At 45.9% G+C, this 14012-nt stretch carries 13 protein-coding genes; 6 read left to right on the top strand and 7 right to left on the bottom strand.

What is annotated here, in order from left to right; all coding sequences use genetic code 11:
• Positions 1-316: 316 nt before the first annotated feature.
• The 7 genes from E8M12_RS12845 to recR form a co-directional block, all read right to left on the bottom strand.
• The gene (locus E8M12_RS12845) at positions 317-1207 is read right to left on the bottom strand and encodes an alpha/beta fold hydrolase (RefSeq protein WP_136736603.1); all 891 of its coding nucleotides are present in this window, start codon (positions 1205-1207) and stop codon (positions 317-319) included.
• Positions 1207-1857: a M50 family metallopeptidase gene (locus E8M12_RS12840; protein ID WP_136736601.1), complete on the bottom strand. Its 651-nt coding sequence runs from the start codon at positions 1855-1857 to the stop codon at positions 1207-1209. Before E8M12_RS12840 ends, E8M12_RS12845 begins: the two co-directional genes overlap by 1 nt.
• Before the next feature lie 97 nt (positions 1858-1954).
• Positions 1955-2659 (bottom strand): tRNA (adenosine(37)-N6)-threonylcarbamoyltransferase complex dimerization subunit type 1 TsaB, encoded by a 705-nt coding sequence (gene tsaB / locus E8M12_RS12835; protein WP_136736599.1) that lies wholly within the window; start codon positions 2657-2659, stop codon positions 1955-1957.
• Positions 2659-4626 (bottom strand): DNA repair helicase YoaA, encoded by a 1968-nt coding sequence (yoaA, locus tag E8M12_RS12830; RefSeq protein WP_136736597.1) that lies wholly within the window; start codon positions 4624-4626, stop codon positions 2659-2661. Before yoaA ends, tsaB begins: the two co-directional genes overlap by 1 nt.
• A 416-nt stretch (positions 4627-5042) precedes the next feature.
• On the bottom strand, positions 5043-5687 hold the full coding sequence (adk, locus tag E8M12_RS12825; protein WP_136736596.1) for an adenylate kinase: 645 nt from the start codon (positions 5685-5687) through the stop codon (positions 5043-5045).
• Positions 5688-5970: 283 nt separating this feature from the next.
• The gene (gene htpG / locus E8M12_RS12815) at positions 5971-7911 is read right to left on the bottom strand and encodes a molecular chaperone HtpG (RefSeq protein WP_136736592.1); all 1941 of its coding nucleotides are present in this window, start codon (positions 7909-7911) and stop codon (positions 5971-5973) included.
• Positions 7912-8086: 175 nt separating this feature from the next.
• Positions 8087-8686 (bottom strand): recombination mediator RecR, encoded by a 600-nt coding sequence (gene recR, locus E8M12_RS12810; RefSeq protein WP_136736590.1) that lies wholly within the window; start codon positions 8684-8686, stop codon positions 8087-8089.
• A 260-nt stretch (positions 8687-8946) separates the two neighbouring features.
• Here recR and E8M12_RS12805 point away from each other — a divergent pair, with 260 nt between their 5' ends.
• The 6 genes from E8M12_RS12805 to E8M12_RS12780 are packed head-to-tail and all read left to right on the top strand — an operon-like array spanning position 8947 to position 13940.
• Complete coding sequence (locus E8M12_RS12805) at positions 8947-9762, top strand: putative hydro-lyase (RefSeq protein ID WP_136736588.1); 816 nt, start codon at positions 8947-8949, stop codon at positions 9760-9762.
• 27 nt (positions 9763-9789) lie between these two features.
• Positions 9790-10515: a 5-oxoprolinase subunit PxpA gene (locus E8M12_RS12800; RefSeq protein WP_136736586.1), complete on the top strand. Its 726-nt coding sequence runs from the start codon at positions 9790-9792 to the stop codon at positions 10513-10515.
• On the top strand, positions 10506-11261 hold the full coding sequence (gene pxpB / locus E8M12_RS12795) for a 5-oxoprolinase subunit PxpB (protein WP_136736585.1): 756 nt from the start codon (positions 10506-10508) through the stop codon (positions 11259-11261). The genes E8M12_RS12800 and pxpB overlap by 10 nt, the downstream gene beginning before the upstream one ends.
• Positions 11261-12208 (top strand): 5-oxoprolinase subunit C family protein, encoded by a 948-nt coding sequence (locus tag E8M12_RS12790; RefSeq protein ID WP_136736697.1) that lies wholly within the window; start codon positions 11261-11263, stop codon positions 12206-12208. Before pxpB ends, E8M12_RS12790 begins: the two co-directional genes overlap by 1 nt.
• Positions 12205-13074: a DUF4392 domain-containing protein gene (locus E8M12_RS12785; RefSeq protein ID WP_136736583.1), complete on the top strand. Its 870-nt coding sequence runs from the start codon at positions 12205-12207 to the stop codon at positions 13072-13074. Before E8M12_RS12790 ends, E8M12_RS12785 begins: the two co-directional genes overlap by 4 nt.
• Positions 13075-13082: 8 nt before the next feature.
• On the top strand, positions 13083-13940 hold the full coding sequence (locus tag E8M12_RS12780) for a D-amino acid aminotransferase (protein WP_136736581.1): 858 nt from the start codon (positions 13083-13085) through the stop codon (positions 13938-13940).
• Positions 13941-14012: the final 72 nt, after the last annotated feature.

The following is a 14012-nucleotide window of genomic DNA, read 5'->3' as shown; positions in this document are numbered from 1 at the left end:
GAAGGTAATGTGAAATCCTTTTGTTTTAATCAAGCGCACATTTCAGGCACTAACTGATTTCGATGCTGTATCATTATTGTTTTTAAAGTAGTCAATCACCAGGTTACAAATCAGGTTGAGCCTGCGACTTTCGCCAAAAAGCGGCGCAGATGCATTAAGTAGCTCAATTATAGACGACTTGCAGCCAGGTCTGACTGTCGAGCGAAAGTGCCCTATGATTCCACACTTTTCTTTAAAAGCAAGAGGTAAGACCACAAAAAGTTACAAACTCTCACTCGGCTGCTTATATTTGCGACAATGGGTCAGTGGGAGTGTTCTAATTTGGTAAACGGTTCGTTAATTGCTGGACCAGTGTCTCGACATCTTCCATGTGTACATGATGGCCTCCGCACAGTTGAACCGATTCCAGGTTTTGAAAATCCGATTGCCATGTGGCAATACCCGTTTTTACCGATTCAAAACCCTGATCGCCAAAAAACAGGGTCACCGGGCAGTTAATCTGGGTGATAATTTCTCTGATCTCAGTGCTGGTGTATCGAAAAACTGAGATATCCCGGACTCGCGGATCCGACACCCATTGATAATCCAGGTCAATTTTTTTCATACTTCGCTGGCAAAGGATTTTTGCCTGCTCAAAGTCGAGATCAGAGACTAGCATACGTGCCTCAATGGCCGATTCTAAGCTTTGATGTCGGCTTTTCTTCCTGATTTTGGTGCGACTAATAATGCCGTCTCTTAATTGTTTAGCGGGATGCTGTGATAATGGCAATAAGCCAATGCCTTCTATCAAAAACAGCGATTTTACCCGCTCATTAAACGCACTGGTGAACAAATTGGCAACCATGGCTCCCATGGAATGACCAATGATTGTCACCTGCTGCCAGTGTTGCGACTCGAGCAACAGGTAAAGATCGTTTACCCAGTCGGTAAAGTAATAGTGGGCATCGTTTGAGCGATGCGAAGACAATCCATGACCCGGCCAGTCAATGGCGATAAATCGATAATCATCCAGTAATGGTGACCGTTGACCTTGCAACGACTCCAGTAAGGGCATGAAACTTGTGGCATTATCCAACCAGCCATGTAAACATAATATTACCTGACCTTGCAGGTTACCAAGTTCCAGAGCGGCAATTTGAAATGCCTTGTCAGTCGTTTGGTTAGCAAGCGGATAACTTCTGCACTCGATACTGTAAGAGTTTTTCATTAACCGCGTTTTCCTAATAACAGCAGTGCCCAGATTGCCAGTGCTATCCAGATCAGTATCCACACAAACCCTGGAATCAACGTATATTGAGCGAGTAGATAAGCATCACTCTGATGTGGTGTCGACCATAAGTACCAGGGGCTTTGCAGTGCATTTAACAGCACAATCAACGCCATGATTTTCAGGATTGGTGCCAGCCAGGCGCTGCGGCTGTATGCCAGTTTAAGGGAAAATAGTGCGACCAACACAATACAGATAAGTACGGTTAGCAGGTCTCTGGTCCATAACAACACCGTTAATAGGATCAACCCGATCAGTGCCGAGCTAACCAACTTTGCGCCCTGGCGATGAGCACTTGCTCCCCAGTACATTGCCATTCCGAATAATACTGCACCGGCATAACCACTAAAGGCAATAAATATGGCATTACCGCCGGCACTGGTGCAAAGACCGGCACCGTTGGCAAATAACTGAATGCGAATAATCTTACCGCCGCTGAGGATGGCGGCAAGGCCGTGGCTAACTTCATGAAAGAAGCTTTCCAGCCACTGAAATGGAATGTTGATAACCGGCAGCTGACTCAATAACAGAGCAATGACGACCAGTAACCAGAAATTGTGAAGTGGCAGCCAGGTGGATTTTGCGGCCATATAAAATCCTGTTATTTTTCTAATTATCAAGGGGTCAGAGTGGTTGATTTATGTTCAACAACTCTGACCCCTTGATTTTTAGTTCCATTGTTTTTAATTACTCGCGCCCTGGTAACTTCTTCCAGGTTACTGTATCACGTACATAAACCGGTTGCGCCAATGCGGCGTCAACGCCCTCACCGTTTGCAAGCGCCTGGGCACCTATCGCTAACATATATTCGGCCTTTGGAAATCGAATCACATCATCGATGCGGTTTAGCTGACAATCGATAAGTTCCTGTGGATATGACTGCCAGGCTGAGCCAACACCAGCCACGTCACTGTGATTCAACTCTAAGTCATTAAGTTTTGCTGCTAACAGCGCGGGAGAGAATACCTGTTCATCGGCTACTGGTTGCATGATGCCATTATCATCCGCTTTAAAGCAGCCGCAATAAATCTCTGCCATACGGGCATCAATGGCGGCAACCGCCTCAGTCAACTTCGACTCTTGCAATGCCTGCTGTGCCATTGCCTGCAATGTTGAAACCCCAACCACAGGTAAACCTGCGGAATATGCCAGGCCCTGCGCGACGCCAATACCGATTCTCACGCCGGTAAAGCTGCCTGGACCACGGCCAAAGATCAAGCCATCCAGTTGCTTCAGACCTATACCAGCCTCACTTAACACCTGGTCTACCTGGGGCAGTAATAGCTTGCTATGGGACTGTGGACTTAATTCATAACGGCTAAATTGCTCGCCCTGATATTGAAGGGCAACGGAGCAAGCTTCTGTGGAAGCATCAATGGCCAGATAATTCACTAAATTTCTCTCTCTGTTTGACGATTTATCGTCTCTAAAAATGCGGTGGCGCGATCCAGTTCTCGGGTGCGCTGCATATCAGGCAAACTGTTTAAAAACACTTGTCCATACTGGCGGTTAACCAGTCTTGCGTCACAAATGGCCATGACGCCGCGATCATCGATGTCGCGAATCAACCGCCCCACCCCCTGCTTTAAGGCAATGACCGCCTGCGGTAATTGGATTTCTGCAAAGGGATCTTTTCCCTGACGTTTTACATCAGCGCTTTTTGCCTGCAATAACGGATCATCGGGCGAAGCAAAAGGCAATTTATCAATAATAACACAGGTTAAGTTATCGCCTCTGACATCAACTCCTTCCCAGAAGCTGGCGGTGGCTAATAATACCGAATCTGGTTGTTCAATAAAATGATCGAGCAAGACTCTTTTGGCCAATTGTCCCTGCACTAATAACGGGTTTTCTATAGATTGCGCCAAAATTTCCGCCACTTGATTAAGCATGCGATAAGAAGTAAATAACATAAAACAGCGACCATCGCTGGCTGCTATCAGCGGCATCGCCAAATCGACCAAAGCCTGAGCACGGTTATTCGCATAGGCTTCCGGCAAATACCTGGGCACCAATAACAACGATTGCCGGGCATAATCAAACGGGCTATCCAGTAGCATACTACGAGCTGCGCTTAGGCCAAGTTGTCTGGAAAAATGCTCAAACTTGCCATCGACAGCAAGCGTCGCTGAAGTGAATACCCAGGCGCTTTGACTTTTAGAGACAACCTCGGAAAACTTATCAGCAACACTTAAAGGGGTTAGATGCAAGGTAATATGACGGCGGGTAGTTTCGTACCAGAGACTGGTCCCAGGCTTGTCCACTTGCTGCATTAAATCGCATAAATTCAATAAGGTAGTGGCACGTTCAAAACAATTATCAATAGCTTCCGTTCGTGAAACACAGAGCTTGAGTACTTCGTACAAAAATTTTAAATCATCGATGACATGATTAAAGCCCTGGGCAAAGGTGGACATTCTCAGACGTTGGCGCCAGTCCCCTCGCTCCGGGTTTTGTCCGAATAACAAACGAAAATCCGCCGCTGAGCGCTGTAGCTTTTCCGCCGCTTTGCCTAATTGTTTAACATCCGTTAACTCGACCCGATACTGCTGCAAACAATCACTGGCCAAATCTAATAATTGCCGGGATGAAAAGCTTTGTCCGAAATACTCGGTGGCAATATCAGGTAGCTGATGGGCCTCATCAAAAATAATGGTTTCGGCGCTGGGAATCAGCTCGCCAAAGCCCGTGTCCTTTAATGCTAAATCAGCGAAAAACAAATGATGATTGACGACCAATACGTCTGCTTCAATAGCGCGTTCACGAGCTTTAACTAAAAAACAGGTTTCATAATCGGGACACTGTCGCCCGAGACAATTATCGGTGGTTGAGGTTACTTGAGGAAAAATCGCCGAATCTTCGGCAACGTCGGTTAATTCCCCGAGGTCGCCGGATTGAGTATGACTGGACCATTGCCGTACCTTGACCAGATCAGCGAGCGCAGCGGCATCGAGCTGTACCGCGGCTTGTCTGCGTTTGTGTGGTTGACTGGAAAAGTTCTCTTCTAAACGATAGGTACATAAGTAATTACTACGACCTTTTAACAGTGCGATTTTTAAGGTACTGTCCAGGGCTTTTTTTACCAACGGCAGATCTTTATGGAACAGTTGTTCCTGAAGAGTTTTGGTTCCCGTTGATACGATGGTTTTCTGTTCGCTTAAAAATGCCGGCACCAGATACGCAAAAGTTTTACCGGTTCCGGTTCCCGCTTCCACCAACAAAGTTTGTTTATCCGCAATTACCTGCTCTACTTCCAGACTCATATCGAGTTGGGCCTGTCGGGGATTAAATCCGGCGATCGCCGATGCCAGGGGCCCCGTTGAAGAGAATGCCTGTGAAACGGATTTTGTTGTTTTCATTTAATACCAATCACGTTAAATTATTGCTCACTCAGTGAGAATTTAAAGGCGTTTAGACAAGGCTTTGATTGCAGAGAATGGTTACTCCATTGTCAAAATCAGTAACGCCGGATAAACGCCTTTAAAACTCACCCGTAGGGAGTTTACCAGAGGTCCATTTACGGCCCTATATTTCATTAATATAGAATGACTATATCAATGAAATCTGTGTTGTAACTAAACCTCTCCCCTAACTCTGAGTTGAGCACAAACTTAATGTGATTGGTATAATAGACGCACATGGGGCAGCAATTGTCGCCAGTATAACGAAAAGCGATTCGTCTCGAAACACGAACAATGAGATGGGGTTTCGAAATATTATGCTACAAACAAAAAAAGCCACCGGTTGGTGGCTTTTTCGAATGACGGGCTACAGCTTAACCAAGCTTCTCAGCCAAAATGGCGCTAACCGCTTCTACCGGTTGAGTACCATCGATGGTTAAATACTGGCAGTTACCCGCTTTGGCTTCCGCCTGGTAGTAATCAACTAGCGGCTTAGTTTGCTCGTGGTAGATACCTAAACGCTTGCGTACCGTTGTCTCTTCATCGTCCGGACGAATCACCAGTTCTTCGCCGGTTTCATCGTCTTTACCTTCCACTTTTGGTGGATTGTAGACGATATGGTAAACGCGACCAGAACCTGGGTGAACACGACGACCACCCATACGCTCAACGATAACTTCGTCAGCCACATCAAACTCGATGACGCTATCAACGTTAATGTCGTTTGCTTTCATTGCATCCGCTTGTGGGATCGTGCGTGGGAAACCGTCTAACAGGAAACCATTTTCACAATCCGGTTGAGCAATTCGCTCTTTTACCAGGCCAATGATTAATTCATCAGAAACCAGCTGACCAGCATCCATTACCTGCTTGGCCTGCTTACCAAGCTCAGTTCCGGCTTTGATGGCTGCACGCAGCATATCACCGGTAGAAATTTGTGGAATACCGTATTTGTTCATTAAAAACTGTGCCTGAGTTCCCTTACCGGCACCTGGTGCACCTAATAAAATAATGCGCATATTGCTAAACCCTAAGTGTTTTTCGGATTAAATTTTTTCATCACCACAAAGAAAATGGGGTGACGCTATATTTTAAAAGGCTCAATAATACTTGGATGAGACAGTGCAAACAAGGGCGGTGGTGAAAATAAATGCACAAAAAAGGCAACGATTAACCGCTCGTCGAAGAGCGTAAACGGGGCATTAAATGTGGTTGCACGCAGGCGTTCGAAACGAAGATTGGGGTTTTAAGAAAAAAGAAAGCGAGCAAGCTCAACACTTACTCGCTTTAAAAAGAATAAAATTAGTGAGTCAGGCTTAACATCAGTTTGTTAAGACGAGCGACAAAAGATGCCGGGTCTTTTAAACTGCCTCGCTCAGCCAGCATCGCCTGTTCAAACAGAACTTGTGCCCACTCAGCAAACTTATCGCTATCAGCCTCATCTGCCACATGCTTGATCAAATCATGTTCGGCATTGATTTCAAAAATCGGTTTGGACTCTGGTACTTCCTGCCCGACCGACTGCATCAACTTGATCATTTGTGAGCTCATATCGTGTTCGTCAGTGACGATACACGCGGGTGAATCTGTCAGGCGCTGTGAAATTTTCACATCTTTAACCTTATCACCAAGACTTTCCTTCAAACGAGTCACAACCGAGTCAAATTCTTTCTCCAGTTGTTGCTGAGCTTCTTTGCTTTGCTCATCATCCATATCGCCCAGGTCTAAACCACCACGGGTGACCGACTGGAACTGTTTCTCAGAAAACTCAGTCAAATGGCTCATCAACCATTCATCGATGCGATCTGACATCAACAACACTTCAATGCCTTTCTTACGGAACACTTCCAGGTGTGGCGAGTTTTTCGCCGCTTCAAAGCTATCAGCAACAACATAGTAAATCTTGTCCTGACCTTCTTTCATGCGCTCGATGTAATCTGTTAACGACACATTTTGTACCGAGGTATCATTGTGTGTTGAAGCAAAACGCAGTAACTTGCCAATCGCTTCTTTGTTGGCGAAATCTTCTGCCGGACCTTCTTTGATCACCTGACCAAATTCGTTCCAGAACGTCTGATACTTGTCCGCATCATTTTTGCCAAGGCGATCAAGCATGGTCAATACACGCTTAGTACAACCTTTGCGCATTGCCTGGGTAACTTTATTGTCTTGTAAAATCTCACGAGATACATTCAACGGTAAATCGTTAGAATCCAGCAAACCTTTTACGAAACGCAGGTAGGTCGGCATGAATTGCTCTGCATCATCCATAATGAAGACACGTTGCACATACAGTTTTAAACCATGCTGACGCTCGCGGTTGTATAAATCAAACGGTGCTTTGCTCGGGATATATAACAACGAGGTGTATTCCGTGCTACCTTCAACCTTGTTATGAGCCCATAACAATGGCTCAGCAAAATCGTGGGAAACGTGTTTGTAAAATTCCTGGTATTCTTCGTCTTTGATATCAGCCTTTTCACGAGTCCATAGCGCTTCCGCTTTGTTAACACTTTCCCATTGCGATGGTTTGCCCGGAACGGCTGGGATAACTTCACCGTCTTCGCCTTTGCTTTCCGGAACTTCAGGCACTTCCGGGGTCAACATTTCAACAGGAATCGAGATATGGTCTGAGTATTTAGTTACGATTGACTTTAAGCGCCAGTCATCTAAAAACTCTTTTTCGTCCTCTTTCAGGAATAAAATAATGTCGGTACCACGGTTGGACTTCTCGATGTTTTCAACCGAAAAGTCACCTTCACCTTTAGAAGACCACTCGACCGCCTGATCAGCATCAACACCTGCGGCACGAGAACGCACGACAACTTTGTCAGCCACGATAAAGGCGGAATAGAAGCCAACGCCAAACTGACCAATCAATTGCGAATCAGCCGCCTGATCGCCCGATAAACGGCTGAAGAAATCGGCAGTACCGGATTTTGCAATGGTACCTAAGTGAGTGATGATGTCATCACGAGTCATACCAATACCATTGTCAGAAATGGTGATGGTATTGTTGTCCTTGTCGGCGCTGATACGAACACGCAGGTTAGCATCGCCATCATATAAACTGGCATCTGATAATGCTTTAAAGCGCAATTTATCAGCCGCATCTGCCGCATTGGAAACCAGTTCGCGCAGGAAAATTTCCTTATTGGAGTATAAGGAGTGGATCATCAATTGCAGTAGTTGCTTTACTTCAGTTTGAAAGCCGTGAACTTCTTTATGACTTGAATCAGACATAAACACGTTTCTCCTAATCTATATGTCGATTGTTGTTGCCGAGGCAGTTGTTATAGATATCAATGTGGGGATAGGAAAAAGGATTTAAAGAGTTGATGAGAAATTTTTTGCAGAAAAAATCAAGGGGTCAGAGTTGTTGATCTTAGATCAACAACTCTGACCCCTTGATTTAAGATTACAGTTTTTTTCGGCCAGAGAATGCGTGCGACAGGGTGTTACCGTCGACATAACCTAATTCCCCGCCAACAGGTACACCGTGGGCGATTCTTGATACCGAAACATCGTAAGAACCCGCTAAATCGGCAATAAAGTGAGCGGTTGCTTCCCCTTCCACCGTGGGGTTCGTTGCCAGGATCATTTCATCAAATTCGCCACTGGCCAATAGGTTTTGCAACTGATCCAGGCCTAACTCTTCCGGACCAATACCATCGATTGGCGACAAATGTCCCATTAACACAAAATAGCGGCCAACAAATTCGCCGGTCTGTTCGATAGCAAGGATATCCGATGGCGATTCAACGATGCATAGTAAACGGCTCGCCTGTCGCTTAGGACTGGCACAGATATCACATTGCTCTAACTCGGTGAATGTCCGACAACCACGGCAATGACCTACCTGCTCCATGGCGTTCGCCATAGCATTTGCCAGCCTTGTTGCTCCCTTGCGATTTCGTTCCAGCAGGTGAAACGCCATGCGCTGTGCTGATTTTGGCCCAACACCGGGTAAATGCTTGAGATTATCAATAAGTTCCTGAACTAACGGACTAAGTTTCATAACAGTAAATGCACAGATAATTATATTGGCCAAGAATATCACAGGTTTAGGAAGCGAGTGAAGATGACAAATTCAAAACACACGGACCACGAACACAACTTCCAGCAATCGATCTCGCCCTTAAAAAATAATAAATTATTCAATCATTTTCATTTTACCAAATAATATATTCTGATATATTTCCACAAGCCATCACTAATTTGCTAAAAAACGCTTTAAAATATAGAGTTAGCCAACAAACCACGGGTAATCGTTGCACCATGTCCGAACCTAAAACTGCAAATACGCTCAATGCCCTGTCCAGTCCCCGCGACGTTCGCCAGGCAATAAGAAACGATCTGTTCCGCTCTCACACATCAGGACTGGCAAAAGGTTATGTGCAGTGTAACCTGGTAATCCTGGAACAGGAGCTGGCGGCAGATTTCCTGCTGTTTTGTCAAAAAAATCCCAAGCCCTGCCCCCTGGTAGCCATGTCCGATGCGCCGGGTAATCCACGGATTAGTGGCGCGGGAAAGGATGTCGATATTCGCTCCGATGTTCCCCAATATAAAGTGTTTGAACACGGTAAATTAACCGCGCAGGTTAATGACGTCCAGGATATTTGGCAGGACAATTTTGTCAGCTTTTTGCTCGGTTGCTCGTTTTCATTTGAAGAAGCCCTAATCGACGACGGCATCGAAATTCGCAACATTGCTGAGGGTGTCAATGTTCCTATGTATAACACCACCATTGCTTGCAAACCCGCCGGCGCATTTAGTGCAAACATGGTTGTCAGTATGCGGCCAATGAAAGCCAGCGATGCGATTCGGGCGATCCAGATTTGCAGCCGATTTCCAAACGTTCATGGCGCACCAGTGCATTTTGGCGATCCGGAACTTATTGGTATTTATGACATAGATAATCCGGATTATGGTGACAGGGTAACGATAAAGCCTGGTGAAGTGCCGGTGTTCTGGGCTTGTGGTGTCACGCCGCAGGTAGCCATCAGTAATGCTAAACCAGCAATCAGCATCACTCACAGTCCCGGCTGTATGCTGATCACCGATATTCGCAATAGTCAGTTGTCAGTTTTGTAGAATAAAGTGTGGATAGAGACGTTAACGATGAAATTAAATTGTGATTTAGGAGAAAGCTTCGCGGCCTGGAAAATGGGCTTGGACGACGAAGTGATGCCACATATTGATATGGCTAATATTGCCTGTGGTTTTCATGCCTCAGACCCAAATACATTACAACAGACCTTATCTTTGGCGATACAACACAAAGTCACTATTGGTGCCCACCCCTCCTATCATGACCTGATTGGTTTCGGACGTCGCTCAATTAAACACAGCGAGCAGGAAATTATTAATCTGATGCATTATCAGATAGGCGCCATCGACGGTATGGCGCAATCACAAGGAGCCCTGGTCAAATACGTTAAACCTCATGGTGCCTTATATAACGACATGATGGCAAACGACGAGGTATTTAGTGCGGTAGTAAAAAGTATTGATCGTTATTACCGGCCTTTAAAACTGATGATCTTATCCACTGCCGATAACGAGCGATACCAACATATTGCCAGCAAATATTCAGTTGACCTCTTGTTCGAGGCCTTTGCTGATCGCCGTTATACCGACAAGGGACGTCTGACGCCACGCACTGAACCCGGTGCTGTACTTAATAAACAGCAGGTAATAGAACAGGTAACGTTATTGATTACCGAAGGGGTAGTGATTTCCAATAACGACAATCGATTGACCCTCAAAGCCGATACCTTATGTGTGCACGGTGATAACATCGAAGCTGTCGCCCTGGTTAAGGAAATAAAAGCCCTATGTCGCTAACGCCTGACTCACAAGCTGTCCAGCACACCAAGGCAAAGCCAGTGCAATTTTATGTGGAAGTGGCATCAGAGAATTCCCTGATCATCTATTTTGGCGTCAGTAATGCCAGCCAGCAGGTACAAATAACGCCAACGCTTTGTGCGGCGATAACTAAGGCTCAGGCTTTAATCCGCTCATCACTGGGCGCACTGGTTGTCGATACCATTCCATCCTATGCTTCCCTGCTAATCACCTATGACATTTGGAAGGTCGACCACTTCCATATCCTTACCCAGTTAGAAAATTTACTCAATGGCGTGTATTTAGATCAGCAGGAATCTGGCCGCACCATTACCTTACCGGTGTATTACCATACATCGGTAGGTCCGGATTTACAGCGCATTGCCGATCACCAGGGCATAAGTGTTGAAGATGTCATAGAACTGCACCAACAACAGGACTATTACGTCTACACCATTGGTTTTGCCCCGGGTTTTGCTTATCTCGGTGAGGTCAGTGATAAAATTGCAATGCCCCGGCTTGCCACCCCGCGCGCCGCCGTTGCCCGAGGTTCGGTTGCCATTGCCGATAAGCAAACAGCCGTATATCCTCAAACTTCGCCGGGCGGTTGGAATATCATTGGTCGCTGCCCAATTCCAATGTTTAATCCCGCCCAGCAACCACCAATCCCAGTCGCTGTTGGTGATAAAGTGCGTTTTAACGCCATTGGCGAAAAGCAGTTTTTAGCTTTAGGCGGTAAAATTTGATGAACGGCTTGTACATCGAGCATCCTGGAATGCACACATTGATTGAAGATGCTGGCCGAATCGGTAAAGCCAGTCTCGGCCTGACCACAGGTGGTCCTGCCGATCGCATGGCATTTTACTGGGCCAATCGATTGTTGGAAAACCCCAGGGGCTGCGCCGCATTAGAGATCACCTACGGTGGATTGAAATTACACAGCAGCTGCGACACCAGCATTGCGATTACCGGTGCTGATGTGGAAATTAAAATCAATAATGAAATCGTCGGTAACTGGCGCAGTATTGCCGTATCGAAAGGCGATTTTATCGAAATCGGATATAGTCGTAATGGCATCAAAGCCTACTTAGCGGTTAAAGGTGGGATTCAAATCCCGCAGCAGTTTGGTAGCTGTTCGACGGTCGTCAGGGAGCATATTGGCGGACTAAATGGCACTACCTTAGAAAAAGGTGACTGGCTGCCGATAACTAATGTGCAATGCACCCATACCAATCGATTACCTGACGATGCCGTGCCCCACTATTCAACATCGCTGACACTTCGTGTTATCACCGGCTACCAGTACCAACAATTTTCAGAGCGCGAACGACGTCGTTTTTTCAGCAGCGAATATCAGGTATCCAGTCAATGGGATCGTATGGGCTACCGCCTGATCGGCCCTGAAATTCAATTTCCGAAAACCAACATGCTCAGTGAAGGTATTGCCTATGGTGCCGTACAAATTCCTGCTGATGGGCAACCTATAATCTTGTTAAACGACCGACAAACCATAGGTGGCTACCCGAAAATCGGCTCAGTATTTTCTTTAGATGCTGATAAATTAGGGCAATGCCAGCAAGGAGCCAGCATTCGATTTGAACCGATTAGCATTGAAAATGCCCACAATGAATTACATTTAGCGCAGTCACGTTTTAAGAAAATTCAGTTTATTAAAGAGGCAGTGACCCGATGAGCACCACGGCCGCACAACAACTTAGCCAGGAAATAGAAGATCTGTTGGTTGCAAAAGACCTCAGGCAAATGAAGTATGTCCAGCAGTTTCTTAACCCTGGTTATGTAATGCGGGCGGCAAAACGTATTGATGAGTGTCAGGGCACGATAGTAATTACCACCGGATTTCCGGTATCCGACACGTTTGAAACTGATGGTCCGGTTGGTGCGTTGGCATTGTACGAAAGTCTGCAGGCGCTGGGAAAATCGGTTGTAATGGTGTTTGCTAATCCTTTATATCAGGCCCTGCAAGATCGCTATCACTGTGAACAAATTCCTCTTGGTACTGGAAAGGAATTACAGATCAAAGCGGTTGTTGATAAAATCAAGCCCGAGCTGATTATTGCCATTGAACGCCCCGGACTTACCGCCGACGACACCTATCGAAATATGCGTGGCGAAAATATTTCGCATCGATGCGCCAGGTTTGATGACTTTATGCGTCTCGCTGGATGCCCCACGATTGCGATTGGTGACGGTGGTAATGAAATTGGCATGGGTAATGTCGCAAAGCATATCGCTGGCCTGCAAATCATTCCGTCGGTAACCAAATGTGATGAGTTATTAATTGCTGACGTATCCAATTGGGCAGCGTACGGATTAATCGCGTTTTTGGGCATTTGGCACGACAAGGACTTACTGGCGACAGTTGATGTAAAGTCGCTACTCGAGTTTCTGTCAGCCAAAGGCAGTGTCGATGGGGTTACCCGTAAAAACCAGTTAACCGAAGATAGCCTATGCTTCAGCGCTGGTGCCGATGTCATTCAACAAATCTCAGTGCTTTGTCAGCGTTTTATCGCGGAACAAAAAGCACAACAATTAAGGTAGAAACATATATGAATTGGGTATTTCTCAATGGTGAGTATATGCCTTCTGAACAGGCAAAAATCTCGCCGATGGATAGAGGCTTTTTATTCGGTGATGGCATCTATGAAGTTATCCCCAGTTATGGCGGCAAATTTGTTGGGTTCGAGCCCCATATACTTCGCTTACAGCAAGGATTGGCCGAGATTGAAATAAACCTGCCAATTGGCTTGCAACAATGGCGGGATATTTGTCAGCAACTCGCTAAGAAAAATGGTAATGGCAACCTGGGGATTTATTTACAGGTTTCGAGGGGAACAAGTCCGGTTCGTTATCATGCCTATCCAGACGATATTGAACCCACCGTGTTCGCTTATGCGTTTGAGATTCCCCCGGCTCCAGTCGCCGATAAAGAGAAAGTAAAAGCCTACCGGGTAAAAACCTTATCCGATCTACGCTGGCAACGTTGCAATATTAAATCTACGGCGCTGCTTGGTAATGTCATGCATTTTCAGACAGGATATAAAGAAGGTTTTGACGAGGTATTGCTGTTTAACCAGGACAATATGCTGACAGAAGCCGCTGCATGTAATGCCTTTGTGGTTACAGGCAAAGTTATCGCCACGCCGCCCCTGGACAGCCAACTGTTGCCGGGAATTACCCGACTGATTTTACTCGATGTATTACGACAATATTCACACTTTACGGTTGAAGAAAGGTCAGTCAGTAAAGCAGAAGTATTAAATGCTGATGAGGTGTGGATCACCAGCTCGACTAAGCAGGTCGCGCCGGTCATTTCCATCGACAACAACCCGGTTGGCGGTGGTCGCGTGGGTGATGTATGGCACCAGGCACAGCAGTTGTTCAGTGAACATCAATTTGATTATTAATAATGATATCAACGAACAAAAAAGGCTCAGAAGATAACTTCTGAGCCTTTCATTAATCAGCAAATTAATGCC

This window comes from Thalassotalea mangrovi, assembly GCF_005116735.1.
Classification (GTDB): domain Bacteria; phylum Pseudomonadota; class Gammaproteobacteria; order Enterobacterales; family Alteromonadaceae; genus Thalassotalea_A; species Thalassotalea_A mangrovi.
The sequence above is the reverse complement of the archived record's forward strand: the minus strand, read 5'-3'. Positions and strand labels throughout refer to the sequence as shown.

Coding starts and splice junctions, on each gene's coding strand:
- E8M12_RS12845 (WP_136736603.1), bottom strand. CDS start 1,207: ATGAAAAACTCTTACAGTATCGAGTGCAGAAGTTATCCGCTTGCTAAC.
- E8M12_RS12840 (WP_136736601.1), bottom strand. CDS start 1,857: ATGGCCGCAAAATCCACCTGGCTGCCACTTCACAATTTCTGGTTACTG.
- yoaA (WP_136736597.1), bottom strand. CDS start 4,626: ATGAAAACAACAAAATCCGTTTCACAGGCATTCTCTTCAACGGGGCCC.
- adk (WP_136736596.1), bottom strand. CDS start 5,687: ATGCGCATTATTTTATTAGGTGCACCAGGTGCCGGTAAGGGAACTCAG.
- htpG (WP_136736592.1), bottom strand. CDS start 7,911: ATGTCTGATTCAAGTCATAAAGAAGTTCACGGCTTTCAAACTGAAGTA.
- recR (WP_136736590.1), bottom strand. CDS start 8,686: ATGAAACTTAGTCCGTTAGTTCAGGAACTTATTGATAATCTCAAGCAT.
- E8M12_RS12805 (WP_136736588.1), top strand. CDS start 8,947: ATGTCCGAACCTAAAACTGCAAATACGCTCAATGCCCTGTCCAGTCCC.
- E8M12_RS12800 (WP_136736586.1), top strand. CDS start 9,790: ATGAAATTAAATTGTGATTTAGGAGAAAGCTTCGCGGCCTGGAAAATG.
- pxpB (WP_136736585.1), top strand. CDS start 10,506: ATGTCGCTAACGCCTGACTCACAAGCTGTCCAGCACACCAAGGCAAAG.
- E8M12_RS12790 (WP_136736697.1), top strand. CDS start 11,261: ATGAACGGCTTGTACATCGAGCATCCTGGAATGCACACATTGATTGAA.
- E8M12_RS12785 (WP_136736583.1), top strand. CDS start 12,205: ATGAGCACCACGGCCGCACAACAACTTAGCCAGGAAATAGAAGATCTG.
- E8M12_RS12780 (WP_136736581.1), top strand. CDS start 13,083: ATGAATTGGGTATTTCTCAATGGTGAGTATATGCCTTCTGAACAGGCA.